Annotated in this window: 18 protein-coding genes; 12 read left to right on the top strand and 6 right to left on the bottom strand. The window is 50.9% G+C overall.

Going from position 1 to position 19,835, the window contains the following annotated elements; genetic code table 11:
- Window positions 1-119: 119 nt before the first annotated feature.
- A complete protein-coding gene (locus tag C8E01_RS19525) occupies window positions 120-2,348 on the bottom strand; it encodes an NADP-dependent isocitrate dehydrogenase (RefSeq protein WP_116545135.1) in 2,229 nt (742 codons plus the stop codon).
- Window positions 2,349-2,632: 284 nt separating this feature from the next.
- On the opposite strand from C8E01_RS19525, the gene C8E01_RS19520 reads away from it, so the two are divergent.
- Together C8E01_RS19520 and C8E01_RS19515 are read left to right on the top strand one after the other, a co-directional pair.
- A complete protein-coding gene (locus C8E01_RS19520) occupies window positions 2,633-3,511 on the top strand; it encodes an SGNH/GDSL hydrolase family protein (protein ID WP_116545134.1) in 879 nt (292 codons plus the stop codon).
- Window positions 3,512-3,598: 87 nt separating this feature from the next.
- On the top strand, window positions 3,599-4,918 hold the full coding sequence (locus C8E01_RS19515) for an SGNH/GDSL hydrolase family protein (protein ID WP_116545133.1): 1,320 nt from the start codon (window positions 3,599-3,601) through the stop codon (window positions 4,916-4,918).
- An 11-nt stretch (window positions 4,919-4,929) separates the two neighbouring features.
- Here C8E01_RS19515 and C8E01_RS19510 read toward each other — a convergent pair whose 3' ends face one another.
- Both C8E01_RS19510 and C8E01_RS19505 read right to left on the bottom strand, forming a co-directional pair.
- Window positions 4,930-5,553: a phosphoribosyltransferase gene (locus tag C8E01_RS19510; protein ID WP_116545132.1), complete on the bottom strand. Its 624-nt coding sequence runs from the start codon at window positions 5,551-5,553 to the stop codon at window positions 4,930-4,932.
- 136 nt (window positions 5,554-5,689) lie between these two features.
- Window positions 5,690-6,367, bottom strand: coding sequence for a dienelactone hydrolase family protein (locus C8E01_RS19505; protein ID WP_116545131.1), 678 nt, complete (start codon window positions 6,365-6,367; stop codon window positions 5,690-5,692).
- A 145-nt stretch (window positions 6,368-6,512) separates the two neighbouring features.
- Here C8E01_RS19505 and C8E01_RS19500 point away from each other — a divergent pair, with 145 nt between their 5' ends.
- The 7 genes from C8E01_RS19500 to C8E01_RS19470 all read left to right on the top strand — a co-directional run bounded on the left by C8E01_RS19500 (window position 6,513) and on the right by C8E01_RS19470 (window position 14,492).
- A complete protein-coding gene (locus C8E01_RS19500) occupies window positions 6,513-7,202 on the top strand; it encodes a hypothetical protein (protein WP_116545130.1) in 690 nt (229 codons plus the stop codon).
- A 220-nt stretch (window positions 7,203-7,422) separates the two neighbouring features.
- Window positions 7,423-8,109, top strand: coding sequence for a deoxyribonuclease V (gene nfi / locus C8E01_RS19495; RefSeq protein WP_116545129.1), 687 nt, complete (start codon window positions 7,423-7,425; stop codon window positions 8,107-8,109).
- A 411-nt stretch (window positions 8,110-8,520) separates the two neighbouring features.
- Window positions 8,521-9,120: a YceI family protein gene (locus C8E01_RS19490; protein WP_116545128.1), complete on the top strand. Its 600-nt coding sequence runs from the start codon at window positions 8,521-8,523 to the stop codon at window positions 9,118-9,120.
- A 23-nt stretch (window positions 9,121-9,143) separates the two neighbouring features.
- On the top strand, window positions 9,144-10,499 hold the full coding sequence (locus C8E01_RS19485; RefSeq protein WP_116545127.1) for a hypothetical protein: 1,356 nt from the start codon (window positions 9,144-9,146) through the stop codon (window positions 10,497-10,499).
- An 11-nt stretch (window positions 10,500-10,510) separates the two neighbouring features.
- On the top strand, window positions 10,511-11,068 hold the full coding sequence (locus C8E01_RS19480; protein ID WP_116545126.1) for a hypothetical protein: 558 nt from the start codon (window positions 10,511-10,513) through the stop codon (window positions 11,066-11,068).
- 223 nt (window positions 11,069-11,291) lie between these two features.
- Window positions 11,292-13,910, top strand: a complete 2,619-nt coding sequence (gene clpB, locus C8E01_RS19475; protein ID WP_116545125.1) for an ATP-dependent chaperone ClpB — start codon at window positions 11,292-11,294, stop codon at window positions 13,908-13,910.
- 144 nt (window positions 13,911-14,054) lie between these two features.
- Entirely contained in the window at window positions 14,055-14,492 is a 438-nt protein-coding gene (locus C8E01_RS19470) for a nucleoside deaminase (RefSeq protein WP_116545124.1), read from the top strand.
- Between the two features lie 161 nt (window positions 14,493-14,653).
- Here C8E01_RS19470 and C8E01_RS19465 read toward each other — a convergent pair whose 3' ends face one another.
- Window positions 14,654-15,016, bottom strand: a complete 363-nt coding sequence (locus C8E01_RS19465) for a SpoIIAA family protein (RefSeq protein WP_116545123.1) — start codon at window positions 15,014-15,016, stop codon at window positions 14,654-14,656.
- Window positions 15,017-15,174: 158 nt separating this feature from the next.
- Between C8E01_RS19465 and C8E01_RS19460 the strand changes: the two genes are divergently transcribed.
- Entirely contained in the window at window positions 15,175-16,020 is an 846-nt protein-coding gene (locus C8E01_RS19460; protein WP_116545153.1) for an alpha/beta hydrolase, read from the top strand.
- Between the two features lie 226 nt (window positions 16,021-16,246).
- On the opposite strand, the gene C8E01_RS19455 is transcribed toward C8E01_RS19460, so the two are convergent.
- Together C8E01_RS19455 and C8E01_RS19450 are read right to left on the bottom strand one after the other, a co-directional pair.
- Window positions 16,247-17,593 carry an NAD(P)/FAD-dependent oxidoreductase gene (locus C8E01_RS19455; protein WP_116545122.1) on the bottom strand — a complete coding sequence of 449 codons (1,347 nt, stop codon included), beginning with the start codon at window positions 17,591-17,593 and terminating at the stop codon, window positions 16,247-16,249.
- 212 nt (window positions 17,594-17,805) lie between these two features.
- A complete protein-coding gene (locus C8E01_RS19450) occupies window positions 17,806-18,480 on the bottom strand; it encodes a carboxypeptidase-like regulatory domain-containing protein (RefSeq protein ID WP_243409715.1) in 675 nt (224 codons plus the stop codon).
- Between the two features lie 73 nt (window positions 18,481-18,553).
- Between C8E01_RS19450 and C8E01_RS19445 the strand changes: the two genes are divergently transcribed.
- Window positions 18,554-18,940, top strand: coding sequence for an ArsR/SmtB family transcription factor (locus C8E01_RS19445; RefSeq protein ID WP_116545121.1), 387 nt, complete (start codon window positions 18,554-18,556; stop codon window positions 18,938-18,940).
- Window positions 18,941-19,077: 137 nt separating this feature from the next.
- Window positions 19,078-19,782, top strand: coding sequence for a YjjG family noncanonical pyrimidine nucleotidase (locus C8E01_RS19440; RefSeq protein WP_116545120.1), 705 nt, complete (start codon window positions 19,078-19,080; stop codon window positions 19,780-19,782).
- Window positions 19,783-19,835 lie beyond the last annotated feature (53 nt).

Genomic DNA, 19,835 nt, shown 5'->3' with positions numbered 1-19,835 from the left:
GGATTGTCAAGGATTGTCAAGGATGAGGTGTAGGTATACCTTGAACGAGTTAACATATAAATAAAAAGGCCACCTGATCGCTCAGGCAGCCTTTCTTGTTTTAAACTCTATACCTCTGACTAGAAGCTAGCCAAAGCCGCATTCAACGTCTCACTCGGACGCATGGCTTTGCTGGTTTTCTCTTCGTTCGGGTGGTAGTAACCGCCGATGTCAACTGGCTTGCCCTGTGCGGCGATCTGCTCATCTACAATCTTCTGCTCGTTGTCGGTCAGCTCCTGCGCCAGCTTCGAGAACCTGTCTTTCAGTTCCTGGTTCTTCGACTGCTCGGACAACGCCTGTGCCCAGTATAGGGCCAGGTAGAAGTGGCTGCCGCGGTTGTCGATGCCACCCACTTTACGGGCCGGCGACTTATCTTTTTCCAGGAACTCCGCGTTCGCTTTGTTCAGGGCTTCTGCCAGCACTTCGGCCTTCTCATTCTTGGTTTTGTAAGCCAGGTCTTCCAGCGATACCGCCAGGGCCAGGAACTCACCCAGCGAATCCCAACGCAGGTAGTTCTCTTCTACGAACTGCTCCACGTGCTTCGGTGCAGAACCGCCCGCACCTGTTTCGAACAGGCCGCCGCCATCCAGCAACGGAACGATTGAAAGCATTTTGGCGCTGGTGCCCAGCTCGATGATCGGGAATAGGTCAGTCAGGTAGTCGCGCAGTACGTTGCCGGTTACCGAGATCGTGTCTTTGCCCGCTTTGGCACGCTCGCAGGTATAGCGCATGGCTTCTACCGGCGACATGATCTTGATCTCAAGACCATTCGTGTCGTGGTCCTGCAGGTATTTTTCTACTTTTTGAATCAGGTTGGCGTCGTGAGCGCGCTGGGGGTCCAGCCAGAAAATAGCAGGCGTGTTCGTGATGCGGGCTCTGGTAACGGCCAGTTTCACCCAGTCCTGAATCGGCAGGTCTTTGGTCTGGCAGGCTCTGAAGATGTCGCCTTCCTCTACTTTCTGCTCCATCAGCGTGTTGCCGTCTGCATCCACGATGCGTACTGTACCGGCCGCAGTCATTTCGAACGTCTTGTCGTGCGAGCCGTACTCTTCCGCTTTCTGCGCCATCAGACCGATGTTCGGAACCGTACCCATGGTGGTCGGGTCGAAAGCGCCGTTCTCTTTGCAGAACTGGATCACTTCCTGGTAGATCTGTGCATAAGAGCGGTCTGGAATGATCGTTTTGGTGTCATGCAGTTGGCCATCCGGTCCCCACATCTGGCCAGACGAACGGATAGCCGCTGGCATAGACGCGTCGATGATCACGTCGCTTGGCACGTGCAGGTTGGTGATGCCTTTGTCAGAATTTACCATCGCCAGTTCAGGACGCTGCGTCATCTCTGCTTTTAAATCAGCTTCTATTTCAGAACGCTTATCAGCTGGCAGGTTCTGGATCTTGGCATATACATCGCCCAGACCGTTGTTTGCATCCACACCGATTTCCTTAAAAGTAGCAGCATGTTTTGCGAAAGTGTCTTTGAAGAACACCGTCACCGCATGGCCGAACATAATAGGGTCAGACACTTTCATCATGGTCGCTTTCAGGTGCAGCGACAGCAGGATGCCTTGCTCTTTGGCCTCCGCTATTTCTTTCTCCAGGAACGAACGCAATGCGTTGCGGCTCATCACAGACGAGTCCATCACTTCGCCAGCCTTCAGGGCTACTTTGTCTTTCAGTACTTTGGTCTCGCCGTTAGCGCCTACAAACTCGATGCGCACATCGGTTGCTTTGTCTACCACCACAGACTGCTCGCTGCCGTAGAAGTCGCCGCCCGTCATGTGGGCTACGTGCGTTTTAGAGTCAGATGACCACTTGCCCATGGAGTGTGGGTGTTTCTTAGCGTACTGCTTCACCGCATCGGCCACACGGCGATCAGAGTTACCTTCGCGCAGCACCGGGTTCACGGCGCTACCCAGAATTTTGGCGTATCGAGCCTTTGCTTCTTTCTCAGTGTCGTTCTTAGGATCAGCTGGATAGTCCGGGATGTTGTAGCCTTGCGACTGCAATTCTTTGATCGCCTCTGTCAGCTGAGGTATAGAAGCGCTGATGTTAGGCAGTTTGATGATGTTTGCTTCTGGTGTTTTGGCCAGATCGCCCAGGTACGCCAAGTCATCCGACTGCTTCTGCTCCTCGGAAAGGTTCTCCGGGAAAGTAGCGATGATGCGGCCAGCCAGGGAAATGTCTCTGGTCTCTACTTCGATGTCGGCAGCTTTGGTGAACGCCTGCACAATGGGTAGGAAAGAGCGCGTTGCCAGGGCAGGCGCTTCATCTGTTATAGTATAGATGATTTTAGATGATTTTGTCGTCATGTAGATCCGTATTTAGTTAGTTAGTTTCGGGTACCTGCGTCTGCCGCCTTTTATCAGCCGACAAAGCGCTTAATCCCCCATGCTAGTTCAAGAAGCAAATATAAGAGTCTTTTTGATAAGGCTAAACCTTCGCCCGGTGTTTCGTTTGCACTGTTTCGTGTACTGCTCTTTTTCATAAAATTGGACAATAAAGAGGATACACTTGCAACCCAAATGCAACCGAATTTTATACTTCACGTTTTTAGCCACTGTGCTACCCTTACTAATAATTTGTAATTCACATTATGTTTTCGAAACTTAATATCAACTTTAGGTATATATTATTTCTTTCTTTTATACTATTTACTACTTCCTGTGCCGACGATGAGACCAAGGAAGAGATAGAGCCACAGGAGGAGGAAGTACCGCTCAAGATCATGCCTTTGGGCAACTCGATCACGCAGGGCGGGGAAGTTAACCCCAGTTACCGCTATGAACTTTGGAAAATGCTGGTAGATGCCGGGGTAAAATTTGAGTTTGTAGGCTCCATGGACACCAACTGGTTCCGGGAAGCTCCCAATACGGAGCAGGGCGCTGACGTAGCCTCTCCGGTGATAGGAGAAGTATACAAAGAGCAGACCTTTACGAATAAACATGAAGGGCATTGGGGCTGGACAACAACTGACCTCCTGAATGGCTACGAAAATCCGACCCCGTACAAACGCGACAAGGGCAAGTTGAGTGATTGGCTCAAAGGCTATACCCCGGATGTGGTTTTGATGCATCTGGGCACCAACGACATGATCCACAGCAAAACCACATCGGGCACTGTCAGCAGGATAGAACAGATCATCGGGCAACTACGTGCTGACAACGAAAACGTTGCGATCCTGTTGGCCAAAATCACACCTATACCTTCCACTTACGCCAACGTGGACTCTACACAGCACTTTGTATCGCTGCTGCCTGCGCTGGCAACACGACTCTCGACACAGAAATCTCCAATTATTGTAGTAGATATAAACACCGGCTATAATCCTGCTACCCTGACCTATGACTCGCTGCACCCCAATACGGCAGGCGAAAAGTTCATTGCAAAGCGCTGGTATGACGCCATCCGGGCAAATGAAGAGACATTGCACAATTTAGCAGCACAACGCCATCGTAAAGAGTCTGGCAAATAGGATTTGACATTACTAAACAAGCGCAACTCAATGGGGTTGCGCACGTTTTATGAGCTACTTAGTACCAATCACTTAGCTTACGATTCTATGCTCCCCTTCCTCCGAAAACAGACTTACACCCTTTTCATATTCCTTTTCTTGGGTTTTGAGGCTTTCTCTCAAGCACAGCCAATCAGGATCATGCCATTGGGCAACTCGATCACACAGGGAAATATGGACTACGTGAGTTACAGATATCCTTTGTGGAAAAAGCTGATCGATGCAGGCGTAAATTTTGAGTTTGTCGGTTCTCATACTGAGAATAATGGTGGCACGCCATCTTTTGACGATCATAAGGGCCAATCCTTTAGCAATAGAAACGAAGGCCATTGGGGTTGGTCTACTGATCAGATACTGAAAGGTAGAGATGGTAAAGGCACTATAGCACAATGGGCAGATGCTTCTAAACCAGATATGGTTCTGATGCACCTTGGCACTAACGACATGTTTTCAGGCCATGCCATCGAAGAAACTATTGACGAGATAAAAGCCGTCATTGACACTATTCACAAAAAATCGCCCGGAGTAACTATATTTTTAGCCAAACTAATTCCAGCTGATGGGCAGGTGGTTGGGTTAGACAAAGCTCAAAATATACAAGAATTGAACGAGCAAATCGAGGCATTGGTAAAGTCTCAAACTTCTGATGGCCCCCCTCTTATACTGGTAGACCAAAACACCGGGTTTAAAGTAAAAGCAGGTGAAGATACCTATGACGGTATACATCCAAATGAGAGCGGTATGGAAAAAATGGCCCAAGTTTGGTTTGACGCCATCATGGAAGAGGTCATCATTCCGCTACCAGTGGAGCTGCACAGCTTTAAAGGTATAGCCACTCAAAGCGGGGTGCAATTGGATTGGGAAACGGCTTCGGAACTGGACAACGCATTTTTTGAAGTGCAGCGTGGACAATCTGCCACTGAGTTTGATTCCATTGGCCATGTGGAAGGGGCCGGCACAACCTCCCTAACCCAAAGCTATACCTTTCAGGACAAAAAAGCCGACAACGGTGTAAACTACTACCGGCTTCGCCAGGTGGACTTTGATGGCACAGAGAGCTATTCTCCGGTAGTGGCGGTGAGCCTGATGCAGGCTACAACAGAAGAAATGCGGGTGTATCCGACCCGCACCAAAAGCAGCACTCCGGTTACGGTGCAAATGCTAGCCTTGCAGCCACTGGAGAAGTTCAACATCTCGATCTATACCCTGGAAGGAAAACTGATTAAGGAATTTGAAGCGGAAGCTGACAACCGGGGTAATTTTATACAGTTGCTCAATACAGCCGAGCTAAGTGATGGCAGCATGTACATGGTAAGAGCCTCGCTGCCGGGCAGGGCTTTTATCCGCCACCTCATGATCGACCGTTAAGGCTATACCTGCTACTGGTTGTCATGCTGCTCTCTGAGCAGCCGTATCACTTCTTCATCGCTTACCTGCTCAAACTCCTCATAGAACTGCCCAACTGCCTGAAACATGGGCGGCACCAGCAGGCATACCACTTCATCTACAATGGCCTCAAACTGCTTAATAGCAGCTTTCGGGGCAACGGGTACTGCTACAATGATTTTGCGGGGTTGCTTGTGCCTGGCCATGTGCACAGTAGACAGCAGCGTTTTGCCTGTGGCGATGCCGTCATCCACGATGATCACAATGCGATCATGCAGGTCCACCGGCTGCCGGTTGCCCATAAAGAGCTTATACTTTTGGCGCAGACTCTCCTTTATTCGCTCTACCTGAGCTTGTATGTATTCAACGGGTACGTCTGACCGATTATCCACCTCCACATCTTCCAGACTCACTGCCCCTATTGCAAACTCGGGGTTAGCAGGATGGCCGATTTTCTTGGAGACGATCACATCCAAAGGCATATTGAGCCGCGTGGCGATGGGCGCTGCCACAGGCACTCCTCCCCGCGGTATAGCCAACACTACCCCCTTCTCCCCCTTGTAATGCTCCAGCCTATCGGCCAACAGCTCTGCAGCGACTTGTCGGTTGGGTATCATTCTTTTTAATTTTTGATTGAGTGGTTGTGTGATGGAGTGAATTGTCAAATTGTTAAATGGTTAAATTGTTGATTGTTAATACTGGAATTAAATTCACTCAATCACTCATTTGCTAACTCACTCATTCACTCCCTAACTAACTTTCCCTCAGCGGGTGCTGCTTGCCGGGCTCCAGGTATTTCCGGAACCAGTCGGTTGCCAGCTGGGCTGCCATTTCAAGCGCCCCGGGTTCTTCGAATAAATGCGTGGCGTCGGGTACGATCTCCAGGTCCTTTAAGCATTGCAGCCGGTCTTGTGCCCACCTGTTCAGATCTAGCACCTCCTCATCCAGGCCGCCTACAATCAGCAGGGTCGGGCTTTGCACATCGGGCAGCACCTCACCGGCCAGGTCAGGGCGACCACCGCGGCTCACCACCGCACCGATGATATCACCACCAAGTGCGGCGGCAGCGCTAAGCGCCGAGGCAGCTCCGGTACTCGCTCCGAACAGACCGATGCGCAGGTCTTTCGTGTAATCATTTTGCTGTACCCACGTCACGGCATCAATCAGGCGTGTGGTGAGCAGCGCTATGTCAAACCGGTTTTCTTGTCGCTGGTCTTCCTCCTCGGTGAGCAGATCAAAAAGCAAGGTTGCAAAACGGGAACGCTGCAGGTGCTCTGCTACAAAACGGTTGCGTGAACTCAAGCGGCTGCTGCCACTGCCATGCGAAAAAATAACCAGCCCCTTTGCATCCTCCGGCACAACCAGATCTGCGGTCAGCATTGCGTTTCCAGCCTTAAGCTGGAGGCTGTCGTTGAATATGAAATTTGCCATCAAGTTTGTTTTCGCTAGTAAAGCTTCTCTATAATTAATTTACGTCTTGGTATAGTAATAGTTAAAAGCAGTGTGAGTGATTCCCCTTCCTATAAGCCCCATCAGACAAAACACCGTATAGAAGCTATACCTGAGGGTAAGACGTATGCGTAGCACTATTTTCACATTAATGACCTGCCTGCCACTTATGACAGGTATAACAGCCTGCGGATCGGGAGACTCGGAGCAGAGCCTGGCGGAGCAACGTGCCGAAGAGCACCAGCGCCTGGAGGAGGTACAGGAAGAGCATATCCGCAGAGGGAGCGGCCTGGAGCAGGATTCCCTTTCCTTCGAGCAGGCTTTCGCACTTTTCATGACTGCCATACAGGCTGCTGACACCACCACACTCAACCAGTTCATCCACCCAGACCAAGGCCTTTGGATGATAGAGCAGCCTGGTGCTATGCCTAAGATGACACGGGTTACGGACATTCGGGAGTTCAAGCGTGAGTTTGAAGGGAGGTCCTTTTTCACTATCCGGGACGAAGTAAAAACCTGTGACCCGCTTGATGAGGCCTGGCCCTCATTCGACTGCGCGGACATGAACTACGACCAAGGACAGTCGGGCTACAGCAAAGATGGTTGTTTTGTGTCGGCCCCCGCTAAGTTCCAGAAAAGCGGTTACTGGGATTATGCCAGCCTTACGGATACAGATATCAAGCAGGTCAAGGCCGCCTTACCCCTTTTGCAAAAATCTGTGTTGCATACGGCCACTTCTTTTGAGTTTCACTTTGGCCCAGTAGACGGCCAATGGCGCTTGCTGTTCGCCAAACTAATCTATCCTTGCAGCGCTTGAGCGATGGAGTGAGTTAGTGATGGAGTGAAGGAGTGTTTGGGTTAATGGGCAAAAAAATCCATGAGCCTAATCATGGGATGGCCTGGAAGAATCAGTAAAAGATCCATCAAGATTTGAACGCACTGCTATACCTAACGTATTCTCAAGCAAACGAGAAAATACTCACTCATTCACTAACTCGCGCAATCACTCAATCACTAACTCACTCAATCCCACCTCCATGGCTTACTACCGACGCTTCGATCAGCCTGCTCCCGATCCTGCTTTGCTTGCACGCCTCACCGAACAGCAACGCGAAATGCAGCAGCGGGTCATTCTCCAGAAGCCTGACTTCGATCTGAAGCTGATTGCCGGTTGTGACTCTTCGTTTGTGGGTGAAGACCATATCCTGTCTGTGTTTGTGCTGCTCTCATACCCTGCGCTGGAGGTACTGGAAAAGGTATGGCACTATGGTGAAGTGGAGTTGCCTTATGTTCCCGGATTTCTCTCCTTCCGCGAAGCACCCAACCTGCTCAAAGCCTACGAAAAGCTACAGCAAAAGCCCGACCTGATCATGGTGGACGGTCACGGCATTTCGCACCCCCGCCGCCTGGGTATAGCCACACACCTGGGTCTGCAACTAAACAAGCCTACGATGGGAGTAGCCAAAAAAGTGCTGGTAGGCAGGTATAAAGAGCCTGATACTTTAAAAGGCTCTATCTCACCCTTGGAGCATAAAGGAGAGTTGATCGGGAACGTGGTGCGCACCAAGGATAACGTGAAGCCCGTCTTCGTCTCCCCCGGCCACCTGATGGACCTGCCATCCGCCACGGAGATAGCACTGGCTTGCGCTGTGAAACACAAACTACCCGAGCCGACCAGGCTGGCGGACCATTATGCGGCAGTATTTAAGAGTGAAGTAAAGTAATCCAAATGCAGTTCTCTTTTTGTACTTCCCTGATCCAGAGGATATCTGGAAGCACTTTACCGTGTCGCCTGCAGACGCTCAATCGTTTATAGCAGGAAAAGCAACGCAACCCCCAGCGTTCAAAAAAGCTGTATACCTGATCCAACAGCCAAGTCATACTTTTTCTTAATCCTCAGTCCTCATTTCATGTGCAAGGTATAGTAGCAAACCTTTGCTGACTACCGCCAATTGCCGAAATATAACAAATCGGGCTATAAATCGGCTTTTATCTCTTATTACCCTCCTTCGTCATTTTAAAAGCTATCAAAGGTCATCTATTGAAGTGTCCGATGTCATACCCTGCGCAGCCAGGCTGCTATAGCTTTGCATCATAGAAATAAGACAAATAGTATCACCCTTAACCCCTGTATCATGAAAATTTTCAACCCCATAAAACTGCTAAGTCTGTTTGGCCTCCTTTTAGGATTAGGCCTAGGCAACACGCTTCTCGCTCAGGACCAGTACAAACTGGCCGGCAAGCCCGAACTTAAAGTAAAGGGCACTTCTACCATACACGACTGGGAAATGACATCGGCGCAGGCCCAGGGCACTGCCGAAATGATACTGGAAGGCACCACGCTAAAAAACGTGAAGTCTGCCTCCGTCACTATGAAGACCCAGTCTATCAAGAGCGGCACGGCCAAGATGGATGAGATTGCATACGAGTCGCTCAAGGCAAGCAAGCACACTGACATCGTTTTTACCCTGACCTCTTTCCGCACGCTGGACAATAACCGCGCCCAGGCTACCGGCAACCTGACCATTGCCGGCACCACAAAGCCTGTCACCTTCAATGTGGAGACGAGCACGAAAGCCGGTCTGGTACAGTTGACAGGCGAGGCGAACATCAAATTCACCGACTTCAACATGAAGCCACCCACAGCGCTTTTAGGCACTGTAAAAACCGGCAACGAGCTTAAGCTGAGCTTTAAGGCAAATTTCCAGCCTGTTACTTCTTATTCAAAAAACTAAAGAACTCTTAAATACCGAACATCATGAAAAAAATTACACTTTCACTGGGCCTGTTGCTTGGCTTGAGCCTGAGCTCTTTTGCGCAGATTACCTTATCGGACCTGCCATACGCCCGCCCTTACGATAAAAGGGGACTGAACACCTTCGAGACGCCGAAGCAGGACACCATAGCCTTTGATGGCATTAAAGTGAGACTTGGTGGCGGCTTTGCACAGCAGTTCCAGGGACTCAAGCACAAGAACTCGGCAACAGCGCTGATGCAGCAGCAGGGCAACAACGAGGTAAACCTGAACCAGCTGATGCCAATCGAGAACGGCTTTAACCTGGCCGCTGCCAACCTGAACCTCGATGTTGCGCTTGCGGACGGTATCCGACTCAACCTGATCACGTACCTGTCATCAAGACACCACCCGGAGGCCTGGGTAAAAGGTGGTTTCATACAGGTAGACAAAGCAGAATTCCTGAACAGCCCGCTGGTGGATAAGCTGATGGAAAACCTGACTGTGAAAGTGGGTCACATGGAGATCAACTATGGCGACGCCCACTTCCGCAGAACCGATAACGCCCATGCTTTGCAGAACCCTTTTGTTGGCAATTACATCATGGATGCCTTCACGACGGAGATAGGCGCTGAACTGATCTACCAATACAAAGGCTTCCTGGCGGTAGGCTCCGTGACTGGCGGTGAAATACAGGGCGGCATCACGACTCCGGATCAGCGCAAGCCTTCTTACATCGGTAAGCTTGGCTACGACAGCCAGTTGAACGAGGAGCTGCGGGTACGCTTAACAGGCTCTGTGTACACAACTGCTGGTTCCGTTAGAAACACACTTTACGGCGGCGACCGCGCCGGCTCACGCTACTACATGGTGATGGACCCTGCCAAAGTTGCCAGTGGTGCAGCCGTTACGCAAGCGACCCACTTCACCTCCGGTCATATCAACCCGGGCCTCACCAACAGCATCACGGCCTTTGTTGTCAACCCCTTCGTGAAGTTCCGCGGGCTGGAGTTCTTCGGTAACTTTGAGCAGGCGAAAGGCACAGGCAGACTGGGCGCAAACGATGAACCAGCAGACCGCACCTGGAGACAACTGGGCACTGACCTGGTATACCGATTCGGCAGCAACGAGAACCTGTATGTGGCAGGACGCTACAATGTGGTAGAAGGACGCCTTGCACCAATGGCCTCTGCACCAAATGAGCTGAACAACAGCGTGAACCTGAACAGGGTACAGGTAGGCGGCGGCTGGTTTGTGACCAAAAATATACTTGCCAAGGCTGAATATGTGAAGCAACAGTACAAAGGCTTTACCCCTACGGACATCCGCCACGGTGGTGAGTTCAATGGCTTCATGATCGAAGGCGCCATATCTTTCTAACACTTAATACCATGTTACCTGTAAGTATCTTTCTGGTTGCTGTCTCTATGCTGAGCGCCGTAGTTTTGCCTGAGAAAAGAGAGTATGTTGTGATCACGGGGAATAAAGTATCCGTAGCAGCAGGCACCTCACTGGGCAGTATCAACTGCGCCTACACCAGCAGCACCCAGAAAGATACACTGGTGCTAAACAGGCAGATTCCACAGGGAGACAGGCTCAAACTGGCTATACCTGTAAAAGATTTCAACTGCGGTAACATTCTTCTGGACAGGGACTTTGAGAAAGCGTTGAACGCCAGCCAGCACCCTTACACAAAAATAGAAGTCGTTTGCCTGAAGAAAGAGGGCAAAAGCTACAAAGGCAATTTAAACCTGATCGTGGCGGGCAAAACGATTCCGCTTCGGGACGTGAACTTTCATGCTTACCCAGGCAAGGGGGTAACGAACCTAAAAAGCAACATCTGCCTGAACTTCTCCGAACTAGGCTTAGCCACACCCAGGAAAATGGGCGGTTTGTTTAAAGTAGAAGATGAGTTACAGGTTATGGTAGAACTGCAGGTAGCAGAGTAAGCCGGGGTACATTTAATTTCCAGAACGAAAGGCGGCCCGATTGGCTGCCTTTCGCTATTTATAGCCTTTTGACTGCCCTTTATATGCCATTCTGTCTTCAAAGTCTAATTTTACACCAACCCAACCTGCCATAATTTCAGTAAAATCATATCATAATACCATTGGTGTATCCTTTGCTACTTAGCTCGTAGAACTAAGACTAGGGGAAAAATAGTAAAGCGATATGAATTTTAACAACTATACCATCAAAGCCCAGGAGGCCATTCAGAAGGCCACTGAGATAGCAGGCGGCTTCCAGCAGCAGGCTATTGAGACTGGGCACATTTTAAAAGCGATTCTGGAAACGGACGAAAACGTGACCAGCTTTCTGCTGAAGAAACTCAACATCAACGGAAACATCCTGCACACCAAGCTGGACGAGGTAGTAGCGGCTTACCCGAAAGTAAGCGGCGGCAGTCCATACCTGGCCAACGATGCAGCAGCCGCTTTACAAAAAGCTACGGCATACCTGAAGGAATTTGGCGACGAGTACGTGGCCATTGAGCATATGCTGCTCGGCATTATGGCGGGCCGCGACAAGGTGGCTGGCCTGATGAAGGATGTGGGCTTCAATGAAAAAGACCTCAAAAAAGCGATAAAAGAACTACGTGGCGGCGCCAAGGTAACCGACCAGAACGCAGAAGCCAAGTATAACTCCCTTAAGCGCTACGCCCGTGACCTGAACGAAATGGCCCGCAATGGCAAGATTGACCCGGTAATTGGTCGCGATGAAGAGATTCGACGCGTACTGCAGATCCTGAGTCGCCGCACCAAGAACAATCCGGTGCTGTTGGGTGAGCCCGGTGTGGGTAAGACCGCCATTGTGGAAGGGTTGGCGCAACGCATCGTTTCAGGCGACGTGCCGGAGAACCTGAAAAACAAGACGCTGATGAGCCTCGATATGGGCTTGCTGGTGGCAGGCGCCAAGTATAAGGGTGAGTTTGAGGAGCGTCTGAAGGCCGTGATCAAAGAAGTAGTGGATGCAGAGGGCGAGATCGTACTCTTCATCGACGAGATCCATACCCTGATCGGGGCGGGTGCCGGCGGTGAAAGTGCCATGGACGCAGCCAACCTGCTTAAGCCAGCCCTGGCGCGTGGCGAGTTACATGCCATCGGTGCGACGACACTCAAAGAATATCAGAAGTACATCGAGAAGGACAAGGCTTTGGAGCGACGTTTCCAGGCGGTGATGGTAGACGAGCCAAGCGTGCCGGATGCCATTTCGATCCTGCGCGGCATCAAAGACAAGTATGAGGTGCACCACGGCGTGCGCATCAAAGACGACGCCATTATTGCGGCCGTGGAGCTATCGAACAGGTATATCACCGACCGCTTTTTGCCCGACAAGGCCATTGACCTGATGGATGAAGCAGCGGCTAAACTGCGTATCGAAATCGACTCGCTACCTGTAGAACTGGATGAGATTCAGCGCCGCATCATGCAGCTCGAGATTGAACGGGAAGCAATACGACGCGAGAATGACAAAGACAAAGAGACAGTGCTCTCTAAGGAGATTGCTGAACTCTCCACTAAACGAGATGACCTGAAAGCCAAGTGGCAGAACGAAAAGCAGGTCATTGAGGGCATCCAGAAAGCGAAAGAAAACATTGAGAACTATAAACTGGAAGCTGAGCAGGCCGAACGCGCTGGTGACTATGGCCGTGTGGCAGAGCTTCGTTACGGCAAGATTCAGGAAGCAGAAGCACACCTGAAGCAACTCCAGGAGCAGGTACACCAGATGCAGGGCGAGAACCCCATGCTACAGGAGGAAGTGACTGCCGAAGACATTGGCGAAGTGGTAGCCAAATGGACAGGTATACCCGTGAGCAAGATGCTGCAAAGCGACCGCGAAAAACTATTACACCTGGAGGCAGAACTGGGCAAGCGTGTAGCGGGTCAGGAAGAAGCGATTCAGGCTATTTCCGACGCTGTGCGCCGCAGCCGTGCTGGTCTGCAGGACCCGAAACGCCCGATTGGTTCGTTCATCTTCCTCGGCACGACCGGTGTAGGTAAAACCGAGCTCGCTAAGGCGCTGGCCGACTACCTGTTTAACGACGAGAATGCGATGGTGCGCATTGACATGAGTGAGTACCAGGAGCGCCACGCGGTGAGTCGTATGATTGGAGCGCCTCCGGGCTACGTGGGCTACGACGAAGGTGGTCAGCTGACCGAGGCCGTCCGCCGCAAGCCTTACTCTGTGGTGCTGCTCGACGAGATTGAGAAAGCACACCCCGATGTGTTCAACATCCTATTGCAGGTGCTCGACGACGGTCGCCTGACCGATAGCAAAGGCCGTGTGGTGAACTTCAAAAACACGATCATCATCATGACCTCTAACATTGGTTCGCAAATTATACAGGCGAATTTCGAGAAGATGACGCCGTTCAACCAGGACGAAATGCTGGAACAGACGAAGGACGAGGTGTTCGAGCTCTTAAAAAAATCCGTTCGACCGGAATTCCTGAACCGCATCGATGAACTGGTGATGTTCCGTCCGCTGAGCCGTGGCGACATCCGCAAGATCGTGACTATCCAGTTTGCGCACATTCAGGACCGCCTGGATGAAGCAGGTATACGCCTGATCGCCACCGACGAGGTGCTGGATTATCTGGGCGAGCAGGGCTATGATCCGCAGTTCGGTGCCCGTCCGCTGAAGCGCGTGCTGCAGCGCCAGGTGCTCAACGAGCTGTCCAAGGAGATATTGGCCGGCCACATCAACAAAGATTCTGTGGTGGAGGCTGTACTAAGCGATGGGCAGATTCGTTTCAACAATGTAGACATCGAATTGCCGACCGAAAAGTAAATCGATTGTGTATTAAATTAAAGTTTAGTTGAGCAAAAGGCCTTTCCGTATGGAGAGGCCTTTTTGTTTTTGAACCGTAGGTATAGCGCAGCCGTACCCAAAGCACAGACTGTTTTTCACACCTTATATATAATACTTATACCTATGGATGAATTCATGCAACTGGCGATTGACGAGGCGAAGAAAGGACGTAACCAAGGCGGTATACCGATTGGTTCGGTGCTCGTGAAAGACGGCAAAGTGGTGGCGACAGGTCACAACAAGCGGGTACAGGAAAATAACCCCATCCTGCACGGCGAGATGGACTGCCTCAACAATGCCGGCCGCATCGGCTCTTATCGCAATACCGTGATTTATTCTACACTGATGCCGTGCTACATGTGCGCTGGCACCATTGTGCAGTTCAAAATTCCGAAGGTAATTGTGGGTGAATCTAAGACCTTTGACGGTGCCCGCAAGTTTATGGAGTCGCATGGCGTGGAAGTAGTCGATATGAACCTGCCCGAGTGTATCGAAATGATGGAGGACTTTATAAGAGAGAAGCCGGAACTCTGGAACGAGGATATCATGGAGCTGGAATAAAGGGACATAAGACGCTCGACTTTCCGAGTAGGGACTAAAAGCGCAGGTAACGAGATGCAGAATTTTCAAGGTATAGCCGCTACGAGTGAGCTATACCTGTAGCTGCAAAAAAGTCTTTTGTCTATCATCGAAAGCTCTTTCATGAAGGTACAGGTAAACTACTACTCCCCTTCCAGCACATATTTCATTGCCTTGTCTTTGTCAGCCAGGTCGTAGTAGCGGATGCCGTGCTTTTTTACGGTGCTGGCCAGTTTCGCCGACCACTCCTGCCACTTCTTCTCCCCCACCATCGCTACACGGCCATAGTCCAACCCGTGGATGATGTCGAACAGCCCATTCTCGATCGCTGCAACTGGCTGTATCCAGCTTACATCCACCATTTCGTAGTAAATGTGCGTTTCTTTGTGCTTGAGCATCAGGTCGCGCACCATGTTGCGGTACTGGTCAAAGTCAGGTATGGTTAGCTTGTCGCGCACCCGCACGGCCAGTATGTTATCATGGGTTTCGGGAAGTATTTCGAGCATAATTCTCCTTATTGGTTCCTATTGTACATACGCACCTGCACCAGAAACTTTACAAACAGGTATACCTGGCACAGGCGAAAAGCAGGAAAGTAGCGATGCCCTGAAGCTTTTTGCTTCCGAATGCCTATTTTGCAAGTTCAAGCCACCCCAACAAAAAGATGACACCTTTACGCTATACCCTTGTTCTTATCCTGTCTCTCATCCTCTTCACCGCCCAGGCGAAAGTAGACACGCTGGTTATCCAGAGCCCCTCAATGCAGAAGACACTGAAGGCCGGCGTGGTGACTCCCGAGGGTTACCAGAAGAAAAAGAGCGGACCTTATCCGGTGCTATACCTGTTGCACGGCTACAGCGGCAACTTCAGCAACTGGCTTAAAGTACCACCTCAGAAGAACCTCCTCCAGACCATGGCCGACAAATACCAACTCATCATCGTGACGCCCGACGGCGGCTACGGCAGCTGGTACTACGACAGCCCGGTTGACAAGTCGAGCCAGTACGAAACGTTCATCACGCAGGAGTTGCGACAGGAAATCGAGCGCAGGTACAAAGCTATACCTGAACGCAGTGGCCGCTTTATCTCCGGCCTGAGCATGGGCGGGCACGGGGCGCTATACCTGTCGGCACGAAATCCGGAGCTATACCTGGCGGCCGGCAGCATGAGCGGCTCTCTTAACGTGTCAGGTATAGACCGCCAGAATCTGCTCCCCAGCATAGAGGCCGTCCTTGGTCCGAAGGCGGAGAACCAACAGGTATACCTAGCCAACTCCATTGTGCACATGGTGCCGCAGCTCAAGCAAAGCGGTGTGCACCTGATCATTGACTGCGGTGTGGATGATTTCCTGATAGAGGACAACCGCGAACTGCACCGCCGCCTGGTATACGAAAAGGTACCCCACGACTACATAGAGCGCCCCGGCGCCCACAGCTGGGCCTACTGGGGCAATGCACTGGAGTACCATCTGCTGTTCTTTCAGAAAGTGCGTGGAGGTGTTGATAAATAGGAAGTAAGTTGCCCTCACTTGCCTCTGGCGAGGGCCTAAAAACACAAAAGGCATAGAACCAACGGATTCTATGCCTTTTGTGTTTTTGTATTTGTTGGCCTCTCTGAGTTCGCCGTTCAAAAACTCTTCATCCTAATTAGCCGCAAGTTCGGGAACATGCACCAGTTAGCACAACCTATGAACCAACAATTTAACCATCAACAATTTAACAATCAAATTACCAACATCACTCCGTGTTGTACTTGTTAATGAATTGCTGCCTCACCGTGTCTCCTTTCCTGACAAACGGACGAATGATGAGGCGCGTGCCGTTTTCGTAAGTAAAGAACCGGTATACCCAGTTACTCAGCACCACCAGTTTGTTCCGGAAGCCCACCAAGGCCATCACGTGCACAAACAGCCAGGTCATCCAGGCAAAGAAACCTCCGAGGTGGATGTTGCCAGGCAGGTCTGCCACCGCCCTGTTGCGGCCGATGATCGCCAGCGAGCCCTTATCAACGTATTCAAACTCCTCCATCTTCTCACCTTTGATCAGGCGCCTCAGGTTCTTGGACAGCAGCTTGCCCTGCTGTATGGCGGGCTGCGCCACACCAGGGTGCCCTTTCGGCCACTTATCGGTTTTCATAAAGGCAATGTCCCCTATCGCGAATATGTCATCATAGCCGAGCACCTGGTTGTAGCGGTTTACCAGTATACGGCCACGCTCCACAGCTTCAGCCGGCAGACCGTCAATAAGGGCACCCTGCACACCGGCAGCCCATACTAAAGTCTGCGTTTGGATTTCCTCTCCCCCTTTAATGGTGGCTACATAGCCGTCATATCCCTCCACCAGCGCATTCAGCTTCACAACAACACCCATTTCCTGCAGGTACTTCAGCGTCTTCTCGCTCGCTTCCGGTGACATAGGCGGCAGCACGCGGTCCATCCCTTCCACCAGATAGATGTTCATTCTGTTAAAGTCCACGCCCGGATAGTCGGTCGGCAGGATGTGCTTGCGCATTTCGGCCAGAGCTCCGGCGGTTTCCACGCCTGTTGGTCCGCCTCCCACAATCACGAAGTTGAGCAGGCTCTGCTGCAGTTCGGGGTCAGCGGTCATACTGGCTTGCTCAAAGCACTGAAACAAATGGCTGCGCAGGTTCAGGGCATGCGGCACCTGTTTCAACGGGAAGGAATTTTTCTTCACCTCATCATTGCCGAAGTAGTTCGTTTTGGTACCAGTCGCGATGATCAGGTAGTCGTAAGCCAGGTCACCCACAACGGTATGCACCATTTTAGCGATGGGGTTAACGCCATTTACTTTAACCAGTCGGAAGTGAAAATCTTCGAACTTGTCGCTACCGAACATTTTGCGGAGCGGCTCGGCGATAGAATCCGGCTCCAGACCGGCGGTAGCCACCTGGTAAAGCAGCGGCCAGAAGCCATGGTAGTTCTGGCGATCAAGCATCACCACCTGAAAGTCTTTGCATTTCAGTCGTTGGGCTACGTTTATTCCCCCAAATCCGCCGCCAATGATCACGACGCGGGGCTTGGTGGTATCAGGTATATTGAGCGATAGTTTATCTACATCCAGCATAAGGTGATTTTTTTCTGTTGAAAACAACGCGGCCAAAGCCAATGCAAGGCCAATCTGTATACGTTTCTTTCTATATTGGGGACTAACGCAAGCCAATGATGTTGGTTACTTTTGGTGCAATTTGGAACGGGGCGCAAGCCGGGAAGGCCATAAAAAAAGCCCGGCGCAGGTATAGCTATACCTGCGCCGGGCTTCTGTAAATTTTCAGGGGATTACTTCTTGTTATTGAATTCTCCGTTTCGGAGCATATCGAGCAATTTAATGATGGCGAACGGACTAACCGTCGGGAACATGTTGCGTTGCTCCTGCCGCTGCACTTGTTGCATGTTCCAGGCCCGGAAGTTGGCGTTCCCGTCCATCGGCGTCACGCTGAAGAGTTCTTCGAGCCGTTTGGGGTCCAGGTTCCGCATCGCAATGGCCATGCCATCATCCGGCAGTTTCACGGCCAGCACAGCCTCTTTGAAATCACGCTCCGTTGCCCAGGGAAACACCTGAACTTCAGGCAGCTGCGTCGGATCTTCCTGCATTTGCATAATAATGGAGTAGCTCTGGCTCTGGTAATTCTTCGGTATTTTCAGGTACTGTTTTTTGTAACCGATGGCACTGAACACCACACTGTCACCAGTTAGTACCGGCACCGAGAAGAAACCATAGGCATTGGTCTGCGCGCCACGGCTGGTTTTGGGCACAAACACGTTCACGCCGGCCACACCATACAGGCTGTCGCCGATGGTTACGAAGCCGGTCAGCTGCACCACCCGTTTATGACCCTGGGCTGCTACCTCGCCGGAAACACCCAGCATCAGGAAAGCAAATAGGGCCAGAGGCAGTATCAGGCCGAGGGCACGATTATTCTTAAGTAGTAGTCTTTGTAATTGGGGCATCATGTAGTACAATAATACTTCATATAATTTTATTATAGCAGCTTTTGGCTAATTTTGTTCGGATACGCGTTCAATTATGAGGCTCAAACATTTCAGTCTTACCTTCGGCGAACAGGTTTTAAAGGCGCTGGCAGATGACTCGCGGCTGCGCATGCTGCACCTGATCCTGCGCAACAAGGAGATGTGCACTTCTGACCTGGAGCATGTACTGGACTTTACCCAGACCAAGACTTCCCGCCACCTGGCTTACCTTCGCAATGCCGGCTTGGTAACACCGCGCAAACTCGATCAGTGGGTATACTACTCATTAAAGGAAGAAGCCTCCGATTTCGTTCAACAGATTTTCGCCTACCTGGAGCGCGATGCCATCCTGCAAAAGGATCTGGAAACTTACCGCATCCTGTACTCTAACCGCGAGCTGGCCGTTAACCGCATGCAAACCCGCCGCTGGACCGAGAGTTAACCCCTGTAAGACAGTTTTTTAGTTCATTGGTTTAAACAGTGATATAGAACTTTTAGTATACTTTAGCCTGTTGCTCTCACATATATTTTTTAAACATACAGCCCGCCAAGTCGTTTCAATAAAGCTGACACCCGATTATGAAGCCATATAAACATATATTTTTTGACCTCGACCACACGCTGTGGGATTTTGAAAAAAACTCCGAGGAGACACTCTACACCTTATACCACGAGTTTGGTCTGGCTGAGTTTGAAAACTTGTTCGACCGCGACTCCTTTTACAAGAAGTACAAGTTCGTAAACCACCTCCTCTGGGACCTTTACAACAAAGGCAAAATCGACCAGAAAGAGCTGCGTGAGGCCCGCTTCGTTAAAACCCTGACCGGACTGGGCCTGGAGCCGCACCAGGTACCGGCAGGTATATCAGAAGCCTACACCGACCTGTGCCCGCAGAAAACGGCCGTGTTCCCCTATACTTTTGAGGTACTCGACTATCTCAAACCGAAATATGGTTTGCACATTATCACTAATGGTTTCAAGGATGTGCAGTACATCAAAATGAATGGCTCTAAGCTGACAGACTATTTCGGTGAGATCGTGACCTCAGAGTGCTGCGGTTACAAGAAGCCCGACAAGCGAATCTTCGAGCATGCGCTGGACCGCATCCAGGTGCGCTCCGAAGACTGTTTGATGATCGGCGACAACCTGGAGTGCGATATAGACGGCGCCCGCCTGGCAGGTATAGACCAGGTTTTCTTCAACCCGGAGAAGAGTAAAAGTAAGCTGGCGCCTAAACCTACCTACCACATCCACTGCCTGAGCGAACTGCAGGCTATGTTATAGCAAAGCTACTCCCTTCACAGGCCGGAAAATAAAATAATTCGCCTTACCTTTGT

The sequence above is a fragment of the Pontibacter virosus genome (assembly GCF_003096355.1).
Classification (GTDB): Bacteria; Bacteroidota; Bacteroidia; order Cytophagales; family Hymenobacteraceae; genus Pontibacter; species Pontibacter virosus.
Note: the sequence above shows the minus strand (reverse complement) of the source record. Positions and strands in the feature narration are given on the sequence as shown.

Coding starts and splice junctions, on each gene's coding strand:
- C8E01_RS19525 (WP_116545135.1), bottom strand. CDS start 2,348: ATGACGACAAAATCATCTAAAATCATCTATACTATAACAGATGAAGCG.
- C8E01_RS19520 (WP_116545134.1), top strand. CDS start 2,633: ATGTTTTCGAAACTTAATATCAACTTTAGGTATATATTATTTCTTTCT.
- C8E01_RS19515 (WP_116545133.1), top strand. CDS start 3,599: ATGCTCCCCTTCCTCCGAAAACAGACTTACACCCTTTTCATATTCCTT.
- C8E01_RS19510 (WP_116545132.1), bottom strand. CDS start 5,553: ATGATACCCAACCGACAAGTCGCTGCAGAGCTGTTGGCCGATAGGCTG.
- C8E01_RS19505 (WP_116545131.1), bottom strand. CDS start 6,367: ATGGCAAATTTCATATTCAACGACAGCCTCCAGCTTAAGGCTGGAAAC.
- C8E01_RS19500 (WP_116545130.1), top strand. CDS start 6,513: ATGCGTAGCACTATTTTCACATTAATGACCTGCCTGCCACTTATGACA.
- nfi (WP_116545129.1), top strand. CDS start 7,423: ATGGCTTACTACCGACGCTTCGATCAGCCTGCTCCCGATCCTGCTTTG.
- C8E01_RS19490 (WP_116545128.1), top strand. CDS start 8,521: ATGAAAATTTTCAACCCCATAAAACTGCTAAGTCTGTTTGGCCTCCTT.
- C8E01_RS19485 (WP_116545127.1), top strand. CDS start 9,144: ATGAAAAAAATTACACTTTCACTGGGCCTGTTGCTTGGCTTGAGCCTG.
- C8E01_RS19480 (WP_116545126.1), top strand. CDS start 10,511: ATGTTACCTGTAAGTATCTTTCTGGTTGCTGTCTCTATGCTGAGCGCC.
- clpB (WP_116545125.1), top strand. CDS start 11,292: ATGAATTTTAACAACTATACCATCAAAGCCCAGGAGGCCATTCAGAAG.
- C8E01_RS19470 (WP_116545124.1), top strand. CDS start 14,055: ATGGATGAATTCATGCAACTGGCGATTGACGAGGCGAAGAAAGGACGT.
- C8E01_RS19465 (WP_116545123.1), bottom strand. CDS start 15,016: ATGCTCGAAATACTTCCCGAAACCCATGATAACATACTGGCCGTGCGG.
- C8E01_RS19460 (WP_116545153.1), top strand. CDS start 15,175: ATGACACCTTTACGCTATACCCTTGTTCTTATCCTGTCTCTCATCCTC.
- C8E01_RS19455 (WP_116545122.1), bottom strand. CDS start 17,593: ATGCTGGATGTAGATAAACTATCGCTCAATATACCTGATACCACCAAG.
- C8E01_RS19450 (WP_243409715.1), bottom strand. CDS start 18,480: ATGATGCCCCAATTACAAAGACTACTACTTAAGAATAATCGTGCCCTC.
- C8E01_RS19445 (WP_116545121.1), top strand. CDS start 18,554: ATGAGGCTCAAACATTTCAGTCTTACCTTCGGCGAACAGGTTTTAAAG.
- C8E01_RS19440 (WP_116545120.1), top strand. CDS start 19,078: ATGAAGCCATATAAACATATATTTTTTGACCTCGACCACACGCTGTGG.